Source organism: Peribacillus sp. NPDC097225, assembly GCF_044761955.1.
In the GTDB taxonomy this organism is placed as follows: Bacteria; Bacillota; Bacilli; order Bacillales; family DSM-1321; genus Peribacillus.
This window is the reverse complement of record NZ_JBIWDJ010000001.1, coordinates 906,639-926,734: the sequence shown is the minus strand read 5'-3', so window position 1 is coordinate 926,734 and position 20,096 is coordinate 906,639. Positions and strand designations below refer to the sequence as shown.

Annotated in this window: 23 protein-coding genes; 12 read left to right on the top strand and 11 right to left on the bottom strand. The window is 41.5% G+C overall.

The annotated features are described in order from the left end of the window. Positions 1-37 precede the first annotated feature (37 nt). The 3 genes from ACIQXH_RS04580 to ACIQXH_RS04570 are packed head-to-tail and all read left to right on the top strand — an operon-like array spanning position 38 to position 1,139. Positions 38-205 carry a sporulation protein Cse60 gene (locus tag ACIQXH_RS04580; protein WP_402873812.1) on the top strand — a complete coding sequence of 56 codons (168 nt, stop codon included), beginning with the start codon at positions 38-40 and terminating at the stop codon, positions 203-205. Between the two features lie 27 nt (positions 206-232). Continuing rightward, on the top strand, positions 233-526 hold the full coding sequence (locus tag ACIQXH_RS04575) for a transporter suffix domain-containing protein (protein WP_402873815.1): 294 nt from the start codon (positions 233-235) through the stop codon (positions 524-526). Further along, positions 438-1,139: an NUDIX hydrolase gene (locus tag ACIQXH_RS04570; protein WP_403080299.1), complete on the top strand. Its 702-nt coding sequence runs from the start codon at positions 438-440 to the stop codon at positions 1,137-1,139. Before ACIQXH_RS04575 ends, ACIQXH_RS04570 begins: the two co-directional genes overlap by 89 nt. Positions 1,140-1,296: 157 nt before the next feature. Here the strand turns inward: ACIQXH_RS04570 and ACIQXH_RS04565 are convergent, their stop codons facing one another. Beyond that, positions 1,297-1,809 carry a methylated-DNA--[protein]-cysteine S-methyltransferase gene (locus ACIQXH_RS04565; protein WP_403122268.1) on the bottom strand — a complete coding sequence of 171 codons (513 nt, stop codon included), beginning with the start codon at positions 1,807-1,809 and terminating at the stop codon, positions 1,297-1,299. Between the two features lie 152 nt (positions 1,810-1,961). Here ACIQXH_RS04565 and psiE point away from each other — a divergent pair, with 152 nt between their 5' ends. The 3 genes from psiE to ACIQXH_RS04550 all read left to right on the top strand — a co-directional run bounded on the left by psiE (position 1,962) and on the right by ACIQXH_RS04550 (position 7,108). Next, a complete protein-coding gene (psiE, locus tag ACIQXH_RS04560) occupies positions 1,962-2,387 on the top strand; it encodes a phosphate-starvation-inducible protein PsiE (protein WP_402957911.1) in 426 nt (141 codons plus the stop codon). Between the two features lie 296 nt (positions 2,388-2,683). Further along, the gene (locus tag ACIQXH_RS04555; protein ID WP_403122266.1) at positions 2,684-3,532 is read left to right on the top strand and encodes a VOC family protein; all 849 of its coding nucleotides are present in this window, start codon (positions 2,684-2,686) and stop codon (positions 3,530-3,532) included. Between the two features lie 378 nt (positions 3,533-3,910). Next, positions 3,911-7,108, top strand: a complete 3,198-nt coding sequence (locus ACIQXH_RS04550) for an SNF2 helicase associated domain-containing protein (protein ID WP_402873834.1) — start codon at positions 3,911-3,913, stop codon at positions 7,106-7,108. A gap of 147 nt (positions 7,109-7,255) precedes the next feature. On the opposite strand, the gene ACIQXH_RS04545 is transcribed toward ACIQXH_RS04550, so the two are convergent. The 3 genes from ACIQXH_RS04545 to ACIQXH_RS04535 form a co-directional block, all read right to left on the bottom strand. Further along, positions 7,256-7,441 (bottom strand): DUF8096 family protein, encoded by a 186-nt coding sequence (locus ACIQXH_RS04545; RefSeq protein ID WP_402873837.1) that lies wholly within the window; start codon positions 7,439-7,441, stop codon positions 7,256-7,258. Between the two features lie 69 nt (positions 7,442-7,510). Next, the gene (locus ACIQXH_RS04540) at positions 7,511-7,852 is read right to left on the bottom strand and encodes a DUF3147 family protein (protein ID WP_402957901.1); all 342 of its coding nucleotides are present in this window, start codon (positions 7,850-7,852) and stop codon (positions 7,511-7,513) included. Further along, positions 7,852-8,250 (bottom strand): MarR family winged helix-turn-helix transcriptional regulator, encoded by a 399-nt coding sequence (locus ACIQXH_RS04535; protein ID WP_402873846.1) that lies wholly within the window; start codon positions 8,248-8,250, stop codon positions 7,852-7,854. The genes ACIQXH_RS04540 and ACIQXH_RS04535 overlap by 1 nt, the downstream gene beginning before the upstream one ends. 178 nt (positions 8,251-8,428) lie before the next feature. Here ACIQXH_RS04535 and ACIQXH_RS04530 point away from each other — a divergent pair, with 178 nt between their 5' ends. Continuing rightward, on the top strand, positions 8,429-9,409 hold the full coding sequence (locus ACIQXH_RS04530) for a tyrosinase family protein (protein WP_402873848.1): 981 nt from the start codon (positions 8,429-8,431) through the stop codon (positions 9,407-9,409). Between the two features lie 57 nt (positions 9,410-9,466). On the opposite strand, the gene ACIQXH_RS04525 is transcribed toward ACIQXH_RS04530, so the two are convergent. Beyond that, positions 9,467-10,438, bottom strand: a complete 972-nt coding sequence (locus ACIQXH_RS04525) for a DMT family transporter (protein ID WP_402873940.1) — start codon at positions 10,436-10,438, stop codon at positions 9,467-9,469. A 477-nt stretch (positions 10,439-10,915) separates the two neighbouring features. Between ACIQXH_RS04525 and ACIQXH_RS04520 the strand changes: the two genes are divergently transcribed. Further along, on the top strand, positions 10,916-11,200 hold the full coding sequence (locus ACIQXH_RS04520; protein ID WP_402873851.1) for a transition state genes transcriptional regulator AbrB: 285 nt from the start codon (positions 10,916-10,918) through the stop codon (positions 11,198-11,200). Positions 11,201-11,349: 149 nt separating this feature from the next. On the opposite strand, the gene ACIQXH_RS04515 is transcribed toward ACIQXH_RS04520, so the two are convergent. Then, positions 11,350-11,886, bottom strand: coding sequence for a GNAT family N-acetyltransferase (locus ACIQXH_RS04515; RefSeq protein WP_402873854.1), 537 nt, complete (start codon positions 11,884-11,886; stop codon positions 11,350-11,352). Between the two features lie 111 nt (positions 11,887-11,997). On the opposite strand from ACIQXH_RS04515, the gene ACIQXH_RS04510 reads away from it, so the two are divergent. Both ACIQXH_RS04510 and ACIQXH_RS04505 read left to right on the top strand, forming a co-directional pair. Continuing rightward, on the top strand, positions 11,998-12,072 hold the full coding sequence (locus ACIQXH_RS04510; RefSeq protein ID WP_402958067.1) for a hypothetical protein: 75 nt from the start codon (positions 11,998-12,000) through the stop codon (positions 12,070-12,072). Between the two features lie 88 nt (positions 12,073-12,160). Next, positions 12,161-12,361: a DUF6440 family protein gene (locus ACIQXH_RS04505; RefSeq protein ID WP_403080302.1), complete on the top strand. Its 201-nt coding sequence runs from the start codon at positions 12,161-12,163 to the stop codon at positions 12,359-12,361. A gap of 129 nt (positions 12,362-12,490) precedes the next feature. Here ACIQXH_RS04505 and ACIQXH_RS04500 read toward each other — a convergent pair whose 3' ends face one another. From ACIQXH_RS04500 to ACIQXH_RS04490, 3 genes are all read right to left on the bottom strand, one after another. Further along, positions 12,491-12,925 carry a DUF2383 domain-containing protein gene (locus tag ACIQXH_RS04500; RefSeq protein ID WP_402957894.1) on the bottom strand — a complete coding sequence of 145 codons (435 nt, stop codon included), beginning with the start codon at positions 12,923-12,925 and terminating at the stop codon, positions 12,491-12,493. 110 nt (positions 12,926-13,035) lie between these two features. Beyond that, the gene (locus tag ACIQXH_RS04495) at positions 13,036-13,473 is read right to left on the bottom strand and encodes a GNAT family N-acetyltransferase (protein ID WP_403122263.1); all 438 of its coding nucleotides are present in this window, start codon (positions 13,471-13,473) and stop codon (positions 13,036-13,038) included. A 106-nt stretch (positions 13,474-13,579) separates the two neighbouring features. Continuing rightward, the gene (locus ACIQXH_RS04490; protein WP_403122261.1) at positions 13,580-14,695 is read right to left on the bottom strand and encodes a serine hydrolase; all 1,116 of its coding nucleotides are present in this window, start codon (positions 14,693-14,695) and stop codon (positions 13,580-13,582) included. Between the two features lie 337 nt (positions 14,696-15,032). Between ACIQXH_RS04490 and ACIQXH_RS04485 the strand changes: the two genes are divergently transcribed. Further along, the gene (locus tag ACIQXH_RS04485; protein WP_402873867.1) at positions 15,033-17,114 is read left to right on the top strand and encodes a methyl-accepting chemotaxis protein; all 2,082 of its coding nucleotides are present in this window, start codon (positions 15,033-15,035) and stop codon (positions 17,112-17,114) included. A 42-nt stretch (positions 17,115-17,156) separates the two neighbouring features. On the opposite strand, the gene ACIQXH_RS04480 is transcribed toward ACIQXH_RS04485, so the two are convergent. Both ACIQXH_RS04480 and ACIQXH_RS04475 read right to left on the bottom strand, forming a co-directional pair. Continuing rightward, entirely contained in the window at positions 17,157-17,447 is a 291-nt protein-coding gene (locus ACIQXH_RS04480; protein WP_402873870.1) for a HesB/IscA family protein, read from the bottom strand. Between the two features lie 124 nt (positions 17,448-17,571). After that, complete coding sequence (locus ACIQXH_RS04475; RefSeq protein ID WP_403122259.1) at positions 17,572-18,066, bottom strand: GNAT family N-acetyltransferase; 495 nt, start codon at positions 18,064-18,066, stop codon at positions 17,572-17,574. A gap of 249 nt (positions 18,067-18,315) precedes the next feature. Here ACIQXH_RS04475 and ACIQXH_RS04470 point away from each other — a divergent pair, with 249 nt between their 5' ends. Then, positions 18,316-19,671, top strand: coding sequence for an arsenic transporter (locus ACIQXH_RS04470; RefSeq protein WP_403122257.1), 1,356 nt, complete (start codon positions 18,316-18,318; stop codon positions 19,669-19,671). Positions 19,672-20,096 lie beyond the last annotated feature (425 nt).

Genomic DNA, 20,096 nt, shown 5'->3' with positions numbered 1-20,096 from the left:
ATATGTAATTAAATCACTTCTATAGGAGGCGGATAGGATGAAAATCAAGACGTTTTATGGCTGGACGGAAAAAGGAATGGATAAAAAAGTGAATGAATTCTTAGCGGCGGTCCCATCCATTAATGTTGTGGATATTAAGTTTGGTAGTCCGGTATTTTTTTTTAGTGCGATGGTCATATATAAGGAAGAGTTTCCATCAACTTAACAAATGGAAGAGAGGAGGCCCACTTTTATGGAGAAAGAAGTTGTCATCGTAAAAAAAGAAAGAAAAAAGAAGTATTATAAAATAGGGATGGTCCTTCTGATGCTATCTCTGCTCACTTGGCTCATTCCGGTTGTGGCGCCATTTACGCCTTTTTCGACAAACATAAAGGCGATGATCATTGGTGGAGCCATCATCACCGCCGAAATCATGTTCTGGGTAGGAGCCATTTTGGTTGGAAAAGAAGTGGCAGCGAGATATAAAAGTTACCTCCATCCAAAGAATTGGAGAAAGAAACGGGAAGGTGAGAATCATCGAAACTGAAATGCTGAAAATATTCAATGAAGACCGAACCCATATCGGTGAAGCAACGAGGGAAGAAGTGCATAGGCTCGGACATTGGCATGAGGTGTTCCATTGCTGGTTCGTCAGTCGGGAAGATGAAGTGGATTATCTCTATCTCCAACATCGCTGTTCTATGAAAAAGGATTATCCGGATTTGTTGGACATCACGGCTGCGGGTCATTTACTGGCTCACGAAACGGTGGAAGATGGTGTAAGAGAAATTAAAGAAGAGTTAGGCATCGCGTTATCTTTTGATGAGTTGGTGTCAGTAGGGGTGATGGAAGACTGTGCGATGATGGAGAATTTCATCGATAAAGAACTGGTCCATCTATTTATATATAAGAGCACGAATCCGCTGAGTGATTTCACCTTGCAAAAGGAAGAAGTGTCGGGAATCGTGAAGGTTAAACTGGAGGATTTCGAAAAGCTATGGTTCGGTCCTATAGAAGAGATACATATTCAGGGATTCGAACTGAATGATCTGGGTCAGCGCGTTACCGTCGATCAATATGTAGGCAGGGATCGATTCGTTCCGCACGAAACTTCCTATTACGAAGGCTTGATCCAGTCGATTAAACGTGAATTAAAATAAGAAAAAAGTCAGGGATTTGATGGTTTTTGTCGAAAAATCGATATATGGAGGTTTTTCGACGAAACAAATCCCCTTTGGGAAGATATCTTTCCATTTTAAGAAGATAAACTCGCTCCTTTGATAGAAAAAAAGAGCTTATATAAGTCCTAGATGGTAGTCAGTCCCTGTTTTGCGTCTCTAATTGCAGTAAGAATTCCTTCATTTCCAATCCGCCCCGGTATCCGGTGATTGCCCCATTTTTTCCGATGACCCGATGACATGGAACGGTGATCAGCACGGGGTTGGCCCCGATGGCCGTTCCGACCGCACGAACAGCGGTGGGTCTTTGAATCATCATCGCAATTTCGGAGTAAGAAGTGGTTTTCCCGTATGGAATCTGGTTCAATGCTTCCCAAATGGCTACTTGAAAAGCGGTTCCCCTCACATCCACAGGTAATGAAAAAGTCCGTCGTGTTCCCTCGAAATACTCATATAGTTCAGTAAGATAAGGGTGTAACGCTTCTTCACTCTCCAAAAGAATCGACTGAGGAAACCGTTTTTGTATCCACTTTTCCAAATCTTCATAAGACTGACCAGGTGAACCGACATAACAGAGGCCTTTCTTCGTTTTCGCTATGTATAGATGCCATTTGTCGTATGCTAAAACCGCCCAATTAATGGTTTCTTTCATATTCCTCCTCCTTTTTTTTAGAGATTTCTTCTCTTTTTAGTATACAAGAAAGTGTACTGTAACCAACAGTTCAATGAAAATTTACATACACTTAAAAAACAAATGGTAGTATAGAGACACGAAGAAACTTTGATATTCAGGGGGAAGACACATTGGGTCACAGTAAACAAAACAAATGGAAGGACATTAAAATAGCGGAAGTTCTTCAACTAGCCTTGAATACGGCCTTGATCTTATTGGCTTTATCTTTATGCGTGTTACTTGCTAAGGAAATCTTCTATTTCATAAAGATGGCGCTTTATGATCCGGAAATACGGATAGAATTCGAACTCTTGGAACGCATTTTGATGTTCTTTTTGTATTTTGAATTCATCGCGATGATCGTGAAATATTTCAAAGAGGATTATCATTTTCCTATACGATATTTTCTCTATATTGGCATAACGGCCATGATCCGGCTCATCATTGTCTACCATGAAAATCCGGTACATACCCTTCTTTATACGTTATCGATTTTAGTGTTGATTATCGGTTACTATATCATGAGCTCCGCGACGGCACGGAAGGGAAAACTTTAACGACAAATCTTATAGACGAAAGCACTGTGGGTCATACCAGGGTGCTTTTTTCTATAATTCCCAATCAATCTAGAAACCTGCTTGACAATTATAAGTTACTAAAATATAATTGCTTACATAAAGTAAGTGAATAAAAAGACTGTTCATGTGGCTTCTCCTTTAGAATGGGTTGCGGAGCAAGAGGTGATACTAGGCTTGAGGTCCGGTAACCAGATACAAAATCAATCTAGCATACGAGCGCAGCCCTTTCACATGGGGTCAATATATATGGAAAGATAAAGAAGGGGTGTAAGGGTATGAGTAAATTTCATAGAAAACCAGTAACGTTTGTTGGGGAAGTGAGTATCAATGTCCTGAATTTGGCGGATGCCATTGCATTTTATGAAGAAATAATCGGTTTTCGAGTATTGGAAAAGACGAATCGTAAAGCCGTGTTAACGACGGACGGAAAAACGCCTCTATTAACACTGGAGCAGCCGGAAGATGTAACTCCAAAAGAAGGACGGACATCAGGGTTGTATCATTTTGCCCTTTTGCTACCCACACGTGCTGACTTATCGGTCTTTTTACGGCATTTGCTTACCACCCAATATCGTTTCGGAGCGGCGGATCATGCTGTGAGCGAAGCACTATACATTACGGATCCGGATGGAAATGGGATTGAAGTGTATTATGACCGTCCATCGTCCGAATGGGAGTGGGCGAATGGGGAAGTTAAAATGGTGACAGACCCGTTAGACGGTAATAGTATTCTGGCAGAAAGTGATGCCGCATGGAGTGGTTTGCCCGCCGGAACATTGATGGGGCATATTCATCTGCATGTAGCCAATCTAAAAGACACAGAGAAATTTTATACATCGGGACTTGGATTCAAGGTCGTGACCCGTTACGAAGGGGCACTCTTTACATCAACCGGGGATTATCACCATCATATCGGGTTAAATGTATGGAACGGTGTGGGTGTACCTACTCCTAAGAAAAACAGTGTAGGGCTGAACTGGTTTACTCTTGTTTATGCAGACGAAGAGGCGCGAAATAAAGTGATCGGACAGCTGAAACAAATAGGAGTAGAGGCCATACAAAATGATGAAGGGTATGTCATTACTGATCCATCGGGAAATGAAATCCATTTAGTGATCAATTAGGCCCTCTAGAAGGATACGATCCATTCTTTAGAAAAGGAATTCCACCAATGAAAAGAAAAAAATCACCTTACCTTGAAATCTCAAGATATGGTGATTTTTCTTTTCATTTGGACTTATTTATCTCCATTTTGGATAACCATTTGCTTTGAGCGGATTTCTTCCTGAGAATACAAACCTAGTAAGTCCGATTAAGGAGTTTTTGAGAAATTGAGCTTATTTGCATCATCGGGATGGACAATGGGATAATTCTTCATACACTCGGTGGGCAGTGACAGGTAAGATCGTTCGCTCAAAAAAAGAGAACTATGGTACGATTGAAGAATATGAATACATTCACCACGCACAAAAGTGTATAGGACCTCAGGAAGGAGCAAGGCATTGAATACCAAATTGAACGTGAACATCATAAAAGATATGTGCGGTACGGTCTCCTTCAAAAGAGGGGACGCTTTTTATCGTGCTAATAAAGTATTATTCGACTCATATGGCCCTAGTGGCTGCGAAGCGACGGTTTCAGGAGTCGAGGATTTTCACGTCACCATTGATGTGGATAAAACCGGGGGCTTCCATACGAAGTGCAGTTGCCCTACACTCGCCTCTTTCTCCAAGGATTGTCAGCATATCGCGGCCGTTTTACTTGCGGTATACCATCATCAGCGCCAAGGGACCGTCCCGACTCTTCAGTCCGAGTCGAGCCAGGAGCTGACGGATGGATTGCTGAGCCTTTTCAATCATCAGCCGGTGCGTTCAAGCGGACATCAACTTCACTTTGAAAATAGGGAAGTGCTTGATACGGAATTTATATGTAAACCTGTGATGGTATCTAAAGGGCAGTATATGTTCGGGGTTGAAATGAAGATTGGATCGATCAATGTACCAAATATCAGGGATTTCCTGATGAGGATAAAAGAAAGGAGGCGTTCCACCGTCTCCCTATCCTTTCAATATGACCCAAGCCTGCACTGTTTTCAAAAAGAAAATGATGCCGTCATTCAGTCGCTGATCACGGTCATTTCTGATGAAAAGGTCTATCTGGATGCTTCCGGTCAATCAGGCTACACACAGATTCATTCCTTATTGCTTCTTCCGCCCTCTTCTTGGAAAAGTCTGTTTCCACTCCTTATCCAAGCACCTTTGGTGAAACTTCGGCATGACGGGACAATCGTGGACGGACTGCAAGTATCGGAAGACTTACTGCCGCTCCAGTTTGATTTTACCAAAACTGAAAGCAAGGGCTACCAGCTGAATATCAAGGGGTTGGATTCGGTAATCGTGATGAATGCCTATGATGTTGTTTTGGCTGATGGCAAGCTGTTTTCTTTGAAAAAAGAAGACTGCCAACGCCTTATCGAATTGAAATCGATGCTGGAGACTTCCGGGACGAATCGAATTCCGATTGCCTGGGATCAATTGGATGTATTCCTTGAAAAAGTGGTTCCGGGGTTGAAAAAAATAGGAATTGTCCATATTTCGGATTCGATTACCGAGCAGTTTGTGAAAACTCCCCTGATTGCCAAGTTATACTTGGATCGTGTAAATAACAAATTGCTTGCCGGGCTCGAGTTCCACTATGGCAATATTGTGATGAATCCCTTGGAAAGCCGGGAAAACAAAGCGGTCTCCATGCTCATAAGGGATGTGGAGAAGGAAAAGGTGATTCTTACGTTGATGGAAGAAAGTCAGTTTGCCAAGAATGAGGGCGGCTACTTCTTACATAATGAAGAGCTGGAATACGAGTTTTTGTATCACAGTGTGCCAAAACTGCAAAAGCTCGTCCAACTTTATGCGACGACTGCCGTAAGAAGTCGGATTGCCAGAGGGAATCCACCTCCGCAGGTGCGAATAAAAATTAAAAAAGAACGGACCAACTGGCTCGAATTCAAGTTTGAAATGGACGGGATCCCTGACAAGCAAATACGGGAGATCCTAGAAGCCCTAGAAGAAAAACGGAAGTATTATCGTCTTCGAAATGGTTCGTTACTGTCATTGGAAACAAGGGAATTCGAAGAAATTAACCGATTCTTGAATGCCCTCCCGGTTCAACATGAAGATCTGGAAAGCGGCTTAAATGTACCAATCGTGAAAGGACTTCAGCTTCTTGACTCCGCAGATGATGGCACATTCACGATGGAGGAGTCGTTCCGTCAGTTCTTGGAGAATATCCGCAACTCAAGCAATCTGGAGTTCGAGTTGCCGGAGCGTTTGCAGCCGATCCTGCGGGACTATCAAAGAAACGGCTATAAGTGGATGAAGAGTCTTGCAGGATACGGGTTTGGAGGGATTTTGGCAGATGATATGGGACTTGGTAAAACGTTGCAAAGCATCGCGTTCATCCTTTCTGAATTATTCGCCATTCGACAAAGGAAGCTTCCGGTCCTCATCGTTTGCCCCTCTTCTTTGACGTATAACTGGCTGAGTGAATTCATGAAATTCGCCCCGGAGATACAAGCTGTTGTCATGGATGGCAATCAAAAGGAGCGATCCAAGATGCAGAAGGAACTGGGCGAGGTGGATGCCCTAATCACGTCTTATCCGTTATTGCGCAAAGATATTCTCTGGTATGAAAAGCAGGAGTTCCACACGGTGTTTTTCGATGAAGCCCAGGCTTTCAAGAACCCTGTGACACAAACGGCACGCTCCGTGAAGAAAATCAAGGCGGACCACCGTTTCGCTCTCACTGGTACACCAGTCGAAAACTCTTTGGAGGAACTATGGTCGATTTTTCACGTCGTCTTTCCAGAGCTCTTCATGGGCTTGAAGGAATATAGTCATCTTTCCCGAAAACAGATTGCTCGCAGAATCCGGCCGTTTTTGTTACGCCGGTTAAAGGAAGATGTGCTGGAGGAGCTTCCGGAAAAAATCGAGACGTTGGAATCGGTGGAATTGCTTCCAGACCAAAAGAGACTGTATGCGGCCTACTTAGCGAAACTGCGTGAAGATACGTTGAAGCATTTGGACAAAAACACGCTTCGGAAAAACCGGATTAGGATACTGGCCGGTTTGACCCGGTTACGGCAAATTTGTTGTCACCCTGCTCTATTTGTGGATGGCTATAAAGGGAGTTCGTCAAAATTCGAACAGCTGATGAAGATTATGGAGGAATCGAGACTTTCCGGTAGAAGGGTCCTGATTTTCTCTCAATTCACGAAAATGCTTCAAATCATCGGCAAGGATTTAGCCATACAAGGGCAATCCTTTTTCTATTTGGATGGACAGACCCCATCAAAAGAACGGGTTGAAATTTGCAATCGGTTCAACGCGGGTGACTGTGATGTCTTCCTCATTTCCTTGAAGGCAGGCGGCACGGGACTCAATCTGACGGGTGCCGATACCGTGATTTTATATGATCTATGGTGGAACCCAGCCGTCGAGGAACAAGCGGCGGACCGAGCACACCGCATGGGCCAGAAGAATGTGGTCCAGGTCATCAAGCTTGTGGCCCGTGGCACGATTGAAGAAAAAATGAATGAACTGCAGGAGAAAAAAAGGCATCTGATCGAGGAAATCATCGACCCTGAAAATTCATCGTCATCTGCCCTAACTGAGGAAGACATCAGGGAAATATTGAAGATATAAAAAAGCGGCAGCCAAGAAGGGGAAACTTCTGGCTGCCCTTTTTTATCTGTACGACCATTCTCTGTGATAAGAAGGAAAGTATGCAAGCGATACGTTCAAGTAGAAAAAGAAAAAGTGAACAAACAAAAACCCTATCGTTAAATAGGGTCAAATCGATTTCTTCATGCCGCATTCTCTGCATGTACGAATATATACATAATCCTTAACGGAACTTTTGAACTGAGCATTGCCGCAATTATCACAACGACCACTGACTATGTCAGGAAACTCTGCATAATCATAAATGATTGTGGTGTCATATACCTTTTTTTCTTTTGGAGTTTCTTCAGACAAAGTAAATCACCTTCATTATGTTATTTAACACATTTATCATACCAAAAAATGAGGGCAGTAGGAAATCAATCAGGAAATAAACCTAGCCATTATATATTTTTGCCCTGTTAAAAATATCCCCCAAGCCACGAGCCCAAGGGGGATAGCCAGCCCTACATGAATGGATTGCTTTAATGCCGTATAAATCACAACTAGCATGGCCACTGTAGCGGGAAAACCTGCCAGAACGCCCAGTGTGAATGTATGGATATTCTGAGTGGGCTCTCCCTGAACCGTTAGCCAAATTATACTGAGGATACTGATTAATGGCAGAGCAGCCACAATCCCGCCATATAAAGGGAATCGTCGGGCCATTTCCGTTACAAGTCCAATGATGACCGCGGAACTGGCTATTTTAATGAACAAATACATTAAGTAGATACCTCACTTAATAACCGGAATGCTTCTCTTATTTGTTCCCTTTCAGAAACGGATAACTTGCTAAGCGCCTGTTGTAGTTTTTCTTCATCCAATTCCGTGTTCTTTTTTAAAATGGTTGCACCGCCATCCGTTAAATGTAAATACACCTTACGCTGATCATCTTCCGGCCGCTCCTTAAGCACCCATCCGTTTTGTACCAATTTTTTGACATGCTCAGAAGCCGTATTGTGGGAAATCGATAATTGTTCGGCAATATCCCGGATCATAACATCTTTCTTTTTTTGAATCGTTTGCAAGACTCGTACGCTTTGATGGGAAATGGCTTCTTGTTGTTGCGGATGTAAATGAAAATAGATATCCGTGAAGTAGTCATTGATTTTCTGTATCATGATTACCTCTCCTTTTTAAATCGCCTAAAACGAATATATCGTATTATACGATATAACGTCAACAGGAAAATGCCCATTTTTACCAACTATCCGCATTCGCCCTGAACCTTTCTAACATCCATTACTTAGAATATCAAAGGAACTAGGATAGATGACCATCTAGAAAAGGGGTATACCCATGACACTTGAGTATAAAGTGAGGAAAAATGTTCTACACCTTACGGATAAGGAAAAAAAGAAATACATCACTGCCGTTTTAGCCTTAAAGGAAAAAGGGATCTATGATCGATATGTCGCCTGGCATTTGGCAGGAGGGGCGTTTCAAACTCCGCCGGGAGGAGATCCAACCACTGAAAGCCCTGCACACAATCATGCTAATCCAAGCGCAAGGAGTGTCGCGGAGAATTTACATGGAAATCATAGAGACCATAGAAGTGCCGCACATATGGGGCCAGCATTCTTGCCATGGCATCGCGATTTCCTTTGGCGCTTTGAACGTGATCTCCAAAAGATTGACCCAAGTGTGACCATTCCATATTGGGATTGGGTGGCTGATTCGGAACTGGAAGATCCGTCTTCATCCCCAGTTTGGGACGATGATTTTATGGGGGGGAACGGAAACAGGAGAAATGATTTTCTTGTCACAGAGGGACCTTTTGCAGCAGGACAGTGGGAAGTCATCGACGAACAGGGGAATCCTGCAGGGGGATTAAGGCGAAACTTTGCTGCAAGTGAACCGGTAGCGACCTTACCGACGAAAGCAGATGTGAAGGAAGTGCTGAAGGTCACTCCATATGACTCGCCTCCTTGGAATACGACGAGCACCCCGAGTTTTCGCAATCAACTTGAAGGGTTCATAGATGGACCTCAACTTCATAATCGTGTCCATGGCTGGGTTGGGGGCCATATGGGCTCTGTCCCTACCTCACCGAATGATCCTGTTTTCTTTTTGCATCATGCAAATGTAGACCGGATATGGGTAATGTGGAAAATCCTTAACCGGCAGGAAAGATATTTGCCAAGAAAAGGGGGACCATTCGGCCACAATTTACATGATCCCATGTTTCCATGGGACACGACGCCTAAAGATATGATCAACCATCGGAAGCTTGGGTATATTTATGATATGGAGAGAAAGGCTGTAAAAGGAGAGCATTGATACGAAAAGCGGTAACAAAAAAACGCGGTGAATACAATCACTGCGTTTTTATAGTGATCAAGCGCTCTCGGAAGAAGGATCCGCTCTCTTTTCTCTCGTGTGTGAAACGTAGCTATGCAGGATCATTCCAAGAATCACGATGAAGATTCCTAACCAGGAAAGGGCGGAAGGAATCGGGAGCGATAAAAATACCAGTTCACCAGCTAAGGCGAATAGGACCTCCATTGATTGTGTCGCTTCAACGGAAGCTAGTTTCTGCATGTTCCCCCGCACCATATCGGTGGCCTTGAAAAACAGGACCGTTGCAATCACACCTGAAAAGAGGGCAACCAAAAGTGACTGGAAACTCTGCATCATCGTTGGCGCCCCAACGGTGAAAAAACCATACAACGAAAGTAAAAACCAAAACGGGAGGCTTGCCAATGTCATGCCCAACACCCGTTGGTAGGCATCCAAACGTCCTCGAGAAACGTCCATCATTTTACGATTTCCAAGTGGGTAAGCAAAGGAAGCAAGAAGGACCGGAACGACACCCAACAAGAGATTGCTGAATGTAATATGCTTGGTGTGCTCCACCTGCATCAATATAATTCCAAACAGGATGATCAAGGACATGCTAAGCCCTTTCAAGGAGATTTTGCCTTTTTGCCTTAGAAGCCCATCCTTTGTTTCAACCATTTCAAAAAATAGCGGGGCGAGTAAAGCACCGGATATGATCGTGACTTGCCAGGTCCCGGCGATTAACCAGCCAGGTGAGTATGCCGAAGCATAGCATAATGGTGCATAAAATAACCCGAACCCAACGAAACTCCAAAGTAGCCAAGTTCCGGGTTGTTCTTTCATCACAAGGAGAAGAGGGCGAAGGTTTTTCCTGCTTAAAACGATACATAGCAGAAAAGGAACCATAAAGATATATCTTAAGGAAGCGCTCCAAATCCAACTGCCACCAGCCAATTCCATCGACTGATTGAGAACGAAGGTAAACGCAAAGAAGAGAGCGGAACAAACCCCTATTAAAATCGGTCGCAATCGACTCACCTCTATCTGTTTTTTTGCCACCAACCACATCAAATCGGACGCATGATTCAATGGGTACCATAAAGATGTATACCCAGTTCGGAATAATTATCAGAATATTGAAACCTGATTCTTTGTTAAATTGTCTACCAGTTACCAAATAAAATCAACAACGTTTTCACTAAAATCATGAATCTACCTATTTTCGACAAAATACGACAATATGTAATTGTTGGTATTTTTGAAGAAAATTTGAATAAAAATATATTAATATATAAGAAAAGATAAAAAATACCCTCTTGAAACCTATAAAAATGCCATTATATCAGTGTTTATTCCGTATTTTTCGAATCTTCTAATAGAAGGTAGATAATATATTAAGATACGGTAATTGACGAAATTGGGAAGGGGTGGTATCTTTAATAAGAGAAAAGAATGTCGAATTTTGACGAATATAATAATGCATAATAAATAGTGAGGTAATGACAAATGAAATCTACAGGTATTGTACGTAAAGTTGACGAATTAGGCCGGGTGGTAATTCCAATCGAATTGCGCCGTACATTAGGAATTAAAGAGAAGGACGCTTTGGAAATCTATGTAGAACAAGAGCGTATCATTCTTCAAAAATATAAACCGAACATGACTTGTCAAGTAACAGGTGAAACATCTGATGACAATATGAAACTTGCTGGTGGTAAGTTAATCCTTAGCCAAGAAGGCGCTGAACTTCTAATTAAAGAAATTCAAGCTAGCCTTGAAACAGCAAAATAATAGTTTTCAAGTAAAAAAAGTGCAACGGGAAGAAATTACCCGTTGCGCTTTTTTATTCTTCTATTAATCTCCTATCATTCTTACACGAACATAAAAAATGACGTTACCCATAAGAAGAATTCACATTGATAGTTTGCCCGACTTTCGGATTAATCATTTGGATTGATTATGGCTAATATCTGGTGATCTTCCCAGCGCCCCTGTATTTTTACACTTTGTTTTGCGATTCCTTCTTTGTGAAAACCGACCTTTTCCAAAACGCGTATGGAACCTATGTTATGTGGCATAACCCCAGCCTCAATCCTATGTAAACCAATCGTTTCAAAAGCATAATCCACCACCATTTTGGCAGCTTCTGTAGTGTAACCATTCCCATTGTTTTTTTGGTCTAAGTAATAACCCATGGTGGCACTTTGAAGGGGCCCGCGAATAATATGAAACAGGCTGATCGTTCCTATTAACCTATGATTAGTATTCAGGAAGATTCCAAACTCGTAACTACTATTTCCTTTTGACTTATGTCCCGAAGTTATGATTTCCTTTTGTTTTTCTAAAGAATAGTAGTTAGCTGGTTGGTCTGTCGAAAATGGTTCAAAGAACGGCCTATTTTCCACTAGCAATTGTAGTAAATTTTCAGCATCTGATAGTATAAGTTGTCTTACATATATATTTTTACTGGATAACACGATTGACCCCCTTCAGTTAATGGAATATATTTCATTATACACTATCGCTCGGTATACCATAGCAAAGACAAAGATAACCACGGCACGTATCACAGAGGCAGTATTTCGACCATGCTACGCCAGTTGGGCCACTTATCCACCATGAACGACTACTCCTTTTTTGGAATCAGGAACTTGCGGAACTAATATAATTAGGGATGAAGGAAGAAAAGTACTTCCTGGAAGTAAGATGCAGATAGCTGCTTCAACAATCCGAAAAAAGGAGCGTGTTATAGTGGCAAAGAAACGTTTTGAGGACATTTATACAGAAGGAAAAATGGCTGTTATTAAAATAATTCGTGATAATGAAACAGGAGTCCTATATATGTTTCATTATGGCGGTCCTACTTCTGGGTTAACGGTTATGGTTGATAAAGATGGAAAACCTTTAGTTGATAAAGACTTTATAGCTGAGTCTGGGACTTCAGTTGAGTAATGGGTCGGCCACTTCCATATGGAGGTGGCTTTTTCACACTATGTCACAAAGAAATATTTAACAGGTGGCTAGATCCATTTATAACGAACACTAAGAAAATAAAATGTACGGGCATTGGAAACTCACTTTCTAAGAATGTAGAAGAGACTTTAGGTAATCCACATGTTCCCGGTCTTTATCAAGAATTCTATGGACTAGATTTAGACTTTCTTCATCTAATTTATCCCTTACTAGGTCCTCACTCATTCTTATTCCATATAGGTTTTCCCCTTTAATGGCATGTTTAATAATCTCTTCCTCTGAATTGTAATTTTCCACTACATTTACAATGCCTGCCTCGATCTTTCCAATGATCCCCTCACTCGTTACAGGTGTACCACCTAGATGCTGAATTCTCTCTGAAATGAGGGTCGCATGATTTTTTTGGTCTTTCTGAATTGAAATGAACGAGTCTTTTAAAGAGGAATGTTGCAGTTTTTCTATAAAGCGTTCATAGGCGTGAATGCCCATGTATGTTCCCTGTAAGAATTTATTCAGTATCTTAATCGTTTGTTCTTGATCCAATCGTATCACTCCCTATAGATAATGATCTTAGTATGCGCTGTACAAATGAAAATTATCTGCATACTAAAAGGGGCCTGAAATTGGCCCCTTTTAGTAGATCACTCGAAATGTTAGATGGAATAATGATAAAAAAAGTTCGATTCTTTTACGAATCCAAATCTCTCATAAAGCCTTTGCGCAGTAACATTCTCCTTACCGGTCTCAAGGGATACCCCATTTGCTCCCGATTCTTTTGCAAAATCGACGGCGGCTTGTAATAAATTCTCACCAATTCCTCTCTTGCGGGCACTTTCCTTTACAAATAAATCGTTCAAGATCCATGACCGTTTCATGCTTATCGATGAAAAGGAAGGATATAATTGAACAAAACCCAATGAATCGTTATCATCCCTCGCAATGAAGACGACCGATTCCTCGTTCTCTAGTCTTTCTCTTAAAAAATGCTGAGCCCCTTCAAGATTAGAGGGTTGCTCATAGAAAACCCTGTATGAATCAAATAACTCGCTAAGTGAATCAAGCTCTGCCATTGTGGCTTTTTTGATGACCATGCATGAAACCTCCAATTATATTCCGAATAATCCAATAATACCATTCAGGAACGCCTATTGTTCATTTTTTTAGTAGTCAAATGAATTCAGTTTCCCAAAAAGTGCTCTATGAGATCGCGAAGTTTTCTTTTATGAAGTCTCGGAATTTTGGATTGGTTAGGATTTGAAGTTGGAAATCATTTAGACTTCGGGTCAGTTTTTCTTGGTTCATGGAGGATAGATTATTTGAAAAAAGGGCGAGCTCTGTCCTATTTCCGTCTCTATCTGTTGCGTACATGGCCACCGTTAGAACGAAAGCGGTCGATCCTCCCTTTTGACCAGCATGCAAAAGCCATTTGCGATTACTGGGATTCTTCATCAATTGCTCCATGATGGGATCAAGGTGTTCATGAACATGTTGATCAAGATCCATCTTATTGTTTAATATCTTCATGATCGATACATAGTCTTTTGTAGTGGATCGTGACAAACGATCAGACCAAATTTTTTGAAAATCAAGAGACAGCAGTTTCGTTGCTTCTTTCTTCTCTTGTTCTGTAGGTGGTTTGCTTTTCCATCGCTCATTAATGGCAAGTGCCCAACTTCGGTACTCTGTCATTTCCATCTTTTCCATCGCATGCAGTGTCTCTTTTCTTGTGAATTTCTTTTCTTTCATGAGAGTGCTGGGTATGAAAAGGGAAGCGCTAATCGGATACAGGGGTTCGTGGTTCGGGATTCCCAAGCTTTTTGGAACGGAATTGATACTATCCATCCCTAGCAGGTTCATTAAATAATCTGTATTCGCATTAGAACTGTAGGCAATCATTCCATTCACGACCTCGCATAAAGGAACGTTCCCGCTCGTTCCTACCTGTGAAAGCCAGGCTTCATGTGCACCGCCATCTGTTTTGGGTATGTAAAATTTCTCGATGTCCGCTATTTGCACTTTTTGATCAGGATCCATTAATCCTTCCGCAGCCTGTTGAGCGTATTCAATGGCCATGATGATTTTAACGGTGCTTGCTAATGGAAGCTGCACGGTTGAGTTAACCTCGGCAATCTTCTCATCATTATGATGGATGAATAAAGAAATATCTTTGCTCTCAGCATACTTTTTAATGAAATGAACGATATAGTCAGGGTTTGCCTCATATCTGGCCTTCATAAACTTCCAGAAGCCAATTCCTGCAACCAGGCTGGGAAGTAGTAATTTTCCCCTATTAAATAGAATATTCCTCTTCAAAGAATCACGCCCCTACCTCGATTTCCTTTTCTGTATATACGATTGTTAAAAGGGAAGGTTTCACGTTTTCTGAATAAATTTACCATATATATCCTTTTTAGAATTAAAAGATGATAGATTACACGATTTTCATTTTAATTCCGTTTTCCTTTAAGATATGGACTATATAACTATAAAAAAGTGTTGTATTAGTCATTGACAATATTATTATGGGTATATAGTATTGTTATGTGGAAAAATTAGGTGCCTGCTATAATCAAGCATGTTGCTTATCCTAAATGGCGATTTACTTTAAGGGACAATCAAGCCAACACGTAATCAAAAAGGGGAAATCATAATGGGGAATTCACCAACTGTTAAAAGGGAAAAAAGGCACAGAAGAATCTCGATCCGGGTAAAGTGGATGTTTTTTATTTGTCTATCCATTTTTCTGGCGATGGGTGTTTCTGTTTCAATAATGGCCTTCCAGGTTTCCAATGTGTTCAAGGAAGATAGTGTTGCCACAAATCAAAGCGCAGCCCAAAATGCTGTATCACAGATTAGCGCGGATTTGAAAGTCTATGAAGATTCAATAAATCAATTATCACAATTGGTATCGATCCATCTAAAGGATGGGGATTCACTGAAAGATATTCAGAGAACCATTGAATCTTTTCAACTGAACAATGAACACTTGCTATCGGCTTATTATATGGACGGTACGGACGGATCATTATACGCATCTCCTAAAATGGAATTTAAGGGAGATGCTCGAGAAACCGTAACGTATACGCAGCTATCGGAAAACCCGAAAACAAAATGGATGGATGTGTACCAAGATATCGTGAATGGCAGTATCATGACTTCAGTGGTCACGCCTGTTTTGGAAAATGGGAAAATGGTAGGGGCGTTAGGCTATGATATTGATTTATCTACCATCGGAAAGATGCGTACGGAAATTGAGAGGCATTCTGATGGTAACCTTGTGATCCTTGATTCGCAAGGCATTATCGTAAGTTCGTTCATGAAGGAAATGGACGGCAAGAATATGAATCCAAATCAAAGTGGGAAGGTCGAAGGAGTGGGGGACCTAGTAACGGATGCGGATCAATTCAATTCCAAGTTCAAGTGGGTTTCGGACATGTACGATGGGTCGAAGCAAACAGCCCAGACGTTAGAGTGGAAAGACCAACAGTATACGGGTGAAGTGAATTCGGTTCCTGACGTGAACTGGAAAGTGGTGGCTTTGACATCGGATGAAGTTTTGCAAGGTAAGTTGCTTGATATTAATCGGACTGTATTCGTCTCTTTGGTTTTTGGTGTATTGATGGGTATCGTATGTGCCATTTATTTATCAGGAAAGTTGAAAAAGCTGATATCGGATCTTCGACATGTCATGAAGAAGACAGCGAGCGGGGATTTAGTAACCGAATTTCACCATGCCTCGAATGATGAGATGGGCGACTTATCCAAGAGTTATAACATCATGTTAAGTAAATTAAGAGAATTGATTAACGATGTGAAAGGAAATACGAATGCTGTAACGGAGGCAACTGCAGGATTGAGCCAGATTGCGATGGAAAATAGTACATCCATTACTGAGGTTTCACGTGCCGTGGAAGAAATTGCAGCAGGGGCAGCCAGTCAATCCGAATCGGTAGAAGAAGGAGCCCATACGATTCAATTGCTCAGTGATGAAATCGATGGACTATCCAAGTTATCGGATAGGACACAAAACGTTTTGGAGACGGCTTCGGAAAAAATCGAGTCAGGGAAGGAACAAGTCAACGAGTTGGAAACGTCTTATCAAAAATTGGAGACAGCTTTTTCAGCCGTGACAAGCATGAGTTTGAGTCTTGTGGAGAAATCGAAAACCATTTCGAATGTGACGAATACGATTTCCCAGATTTCAGAGCAAACCAACTTATTATCCTTGAATGCCTCCATAGAAGCTGCAAGGGCGGGCGAATCCGGAAAAGGGTTTGCGGTCGTGGCGAATGAGGTTCGGAGCTTAGCCGAGGAATCGAAAGAAGCAACAAAAAACATCCAGGACATCATACACAGCATTTTTTCAGACACGGAAATGCTACTGAAGACGACCAATGAAACGAATCAAATTAGTGCGAACCAAAAAAGTGCAGTCATGACGGTAAGCAAGGCCATGAAGGAACTTGAGGACTCAGTTCGTAAAATATCCTATTCATTTGTTGAAGAAACCCAGTCCATATCATCGATTAATCAACAAAAAGAAACGGTTGTGAAAATGATGGAGGAAATAACTGCGGTCTCTCAGCAAACATCTGCTTCTTCAGAAGAAATTGCATCATCCATGGAGGAACAAGCCGCTTCGTCCAATGAGCTTGCAAAATATACAGAACATGTCACGCAATTGATTGATGACCTAGAGCATACATTGAAAGGGTTTCATATAAAGGAATAAACAAAAAGGGAAACCATCCATCTGGTTTCCCTTTTTGTTTATTTACTGTAGCGGTGATACTAATGGATTTGGATTATTGATTAAAAAGCCATTGTCTTGAAAATCAATTTCGGTTTGATCCGTGAAACGGGCATCCGAAGGGTTCATTAAAAGCTTTATCCCATCTATAACTAGTACTTCCTCTAATTCGGTCTTATGACGCACAAGGTTCAAATAATAGTTCATCTGGTTGCAGCAAGAACTGGTTACCCCAAACCGTAAATATGTTTCCTCTTCCATATTCCGTTGCATCTCTTTAATGACTTCCTGGGCCTTTTTAGTGATGGTTATCAAGTTGTTCACTCCCAATGTTTAGACACTGCCTCATAAGTTAAGCGCAGTCATATATTCACTCTATCATGTTCGTGGCAAGAGTAATAACATTTTCTCTTGGATAACAATATTTCACAGCCCTTTTTTAGAATCCTTCCTTTTTCAAGGCCATTCTTACTGTTTTGAGGACATGTCCATCGAAGTCATCATCAAACTGAGAAACAACTTCAAATCCTTTTGATCGGTAAAAGGCTGTCCCCGATTCATTTTTTTCCTCAACGTTTATAAAAAGCTCTTTCCAACCTTTGGAGTGGTCGATTCCTGTTTGCAATAAAGCTGTACCCATACCTTTTCCTTGAAACTCCGGATGAAAGTAAATCGCCACGAGTTCGACTTCTCCACCTTCCTTTACATGAGAAAAGTCGGCAAATCCGACAATTCTTTCAGCCACTTCGACCACGTAAACAAAAGAGTGTTCAACCCTCTTTTTCATCATCTCGTCACTATAGGCCACATCTAAAAAACGTTCTTGGATTGTAAGGGGGATAATCCCTTCGTACGTACTATGCCAACTTGTCTTCGCGACATGCTGGACTTGTGGGATGTCGCCAACTTGCATGCTACGGATGGTGAATTCCATGTCAATCAACCTTTCTGGTTTCCAGTTTTTTTTCTGAAAATTATAGCAGATTTCTCTTTTTAAACAAGGGAATTCTTGGAAGTTTTTCGTTAGGCCCTTTTCCATAGGAGACATGTTCACTAAAGTGACAAAGGCACAATTTAGTGGACGTGGTTACTTGTCCCGCTCCTTATACCTAATGACGAATATATATATAAGAATCGGACAAGTAGGGTCCAATGGCACAAGGCCCAAAAAGGGGAGAACATCATGCATTTTGAAATCGGGGTGACCATTTTTGTCTTCATCATGACAATGGTTGTCATACTATGGAGACCACGAGGGCTAAACGAAGCTTGGCCAGCTTCATTTGGCGCGGCAATCATATTGCTTACTGGCATAGTATCACGTGGGGATGTAATGGATATCATCGGTAAAATCGGGGGTGCCTCCATCACCATCATGGCAACGCTTGTCATGGCAGTCATACTGGAGAGTTTCGGATTCTTTCATTGGGCTGCTGCGAGACTTGTAACCCTTGCAAAAGGCTCCGGATATCGTTTGTATTGGTACATTCAATTATTATGTTTTTTAATGACGCTTTTATTTAATAACGATGGGAGCATCATGATCACGACACCCATCCTCATATTACTTTTAAAAAACCTTCGAATGAAGAAACACGAAACCATTTCATATCTCTTGAGTGGGGCCTTGATAGCCACTGCATCCAGCGCACCCATTGGAGTTAGTAACATCGTCAATTTGATTGCCTTGAAAATCGTCGATATGACGCTTTATATGCATACAGCCATGATGTTCGTACCTGCAACATTGGGGCTGTTATTCATGTCATGGTTAATGTTCATGGTCATCAAGAAAGATTTGCCTAAAAAATTGCCCTCCCATTCCTATGACATTGAGGAACGATTTTTCACTAAAAATTTTCATCCGTTAAAAGAGAATACGACGGTGGAAACAAAGAGGCAACGTACAAAGTTCATGTTCAAGATACTGACCTATGTCTTCATTGTCCGCTGTTTATTATTCGTGGCTTCTTATCTATCGATACCTATAGAGTGGGTTGCGGTAATGGGTTCATTATCATTGCTTATTTGGAGATGGTATCATCTACGTACGAGTCCCGTAGATATTTTGAAGAAGACTCCATGGCATATTCTTATCTTTGCGTTCTCTATGTATATCATCATTTTTGGTCTTCAGAATGCAGGGCTTACAGCCATCCTTGTTCAAATCTGTGAACCGATTGTCAACAAAGGATTATTAAGTGCGAGTTTGGTGATGGGAGGGCTTGTTTCGGTCCTATCGAACATTTTCAATAATCATCCAGCCCTAATGATCGGGACCATTACGTTGACGGAAATGGGGTTAGATCCCATCACATTAAAAACCATTTATCTTGCCAATATAATAGGAAGTGATATGGGGTCCTTGTTATTGCCCATCGGTACACTTGCCTCCTTGATCTGGATGCATATCCTGAAACAAAATAAAGTGAAAATCACATGGAAAGAGTATGTGAATGTTACCGTACGAGTCATCCCGTTGGCTACAGTGGTGACATTGCTTTTACTATTTTATTGGGTTCATTTGGTCTTTTACTAATGAAATCCCTTTTCTTCCATCATCTTAAATGGCTAACCCCCTATACGCAAGGGGAAAGACCATACTCGCTCACTCATGAACAATTCCCTATAAACCCAACCTCATTACCGCTCTATCGATCCTTGGAAGAACAGCTGAAAACGATCGAAGGAAAGCTCGTTGTTTTGGATGGAGGGGAGGACCCTATGAAAATGGGGGTACTCAAGAAGACGGAAGATAGCTTGGTTGAATTGGCTACGGCCAAAGGAGAACGTATATATTTAAACCTGACGCAAATTCAAACGGTGCATGTGCCGTGAAAAGGAGAAGCCCAGCTGGCCTCTCCTTTTTTTGTTTTTCTACCTTTATATTAGAAGAACTTTCTGGCTTGATGGAACATATTGACTAGGCACTAAGTCCTTAAAGAGTTCGAAAAATAAATATAT

Excerpts from the sequence above, each read along its gene's own strand:
- ACIQXH_RS04475 (WP_403122259.1), bottom strand. The coding sequence starts at position 18,066 with ATGGAATTCACCATCCGTAGCATGCAAGTTGGCGACATCCCACAAGTC.
- ACIQXH_RS04520 (WP_402873851.1), top strand. The coding sequence starts at position 10,916 with ATGAAATCTACAGGTATTGTACGTAAAGTTGACGAATTAGGCCGGGTG.
- ACIQXH_RS04575 (WP_402873815.1), top strand. The coding sequence starts at position 233 with ATGGAGAAAGAAGTTGTCATCGTAAAAAAAGAAAGAAAAAAGAAGTAT.
- ACIQXH_RS04565 (WP_403122268.1), bottom strand. The coding sequence starts at position 1,809 with ATGAAAGAAACCATTAATTGGGCGGTTTTAGCATACGACAAATGGCAT.
- ACIQXH_RS04485 (WP_402873867.1), top strand. The coding sequence starts at position 15,033 with ATGGGGAATTCACCAACTGTTAAAAGGGAAAAAAGGCACAGAAGAATC.
- ACIQXH_RS04470 (WP_403122257.1), top strand. The coding sequence starts at position 18,316 with ATGCATTTTGAAATCGGGGTGACCATTTTTGTCTTCATCATGACAATG.
- ACIQXH_RS04495 (WP_403122263.1), bottom strand. The coding sequence starts at position 13,473 with ATGGTCATCAAAAAAGCCACAATGGCAGAGCTTGATTCACTTAGCGAG.
- ACIQXH_RS04580 (WP_402873812.1), top strand. The coding sequence starts at position 38 with ATGAAAATCAAGACGTTTTATGGCTGGACGGAAAAAGGAATGGATAAA.
- ACIQXH_RS04555 (WP_403122266.1), top strand. The coding sequence starts at position 2,684 with ATGAGTAAATTTCATAGAAAACCAGTAACGTTTGTTGGGGAAGTGAGT.
- ACIQXH_RS04530 (WP_402873848.1), top strand. The coding sequence starts at position 8,429 with ATGACACTTGAGTATAAAGTGAGGAAAAATGTTCTACACCTTACGGAT.
- ACIQXH_RS04535 (WP_402873846.1), bottom strand. The coding sequence starts at position 8,250 with ATGATACAGAAAATCAATGACTACTTCACGGATATCTATTTTCATTTA.
- ACIQXH_RS04540 (WP_402957901.1), bottom strand. The coding sequence starts at position 7,852 with ATGTATTTGTTCATTAAAATAGCCAGTTCCGCGGTCATCATTGGACTT.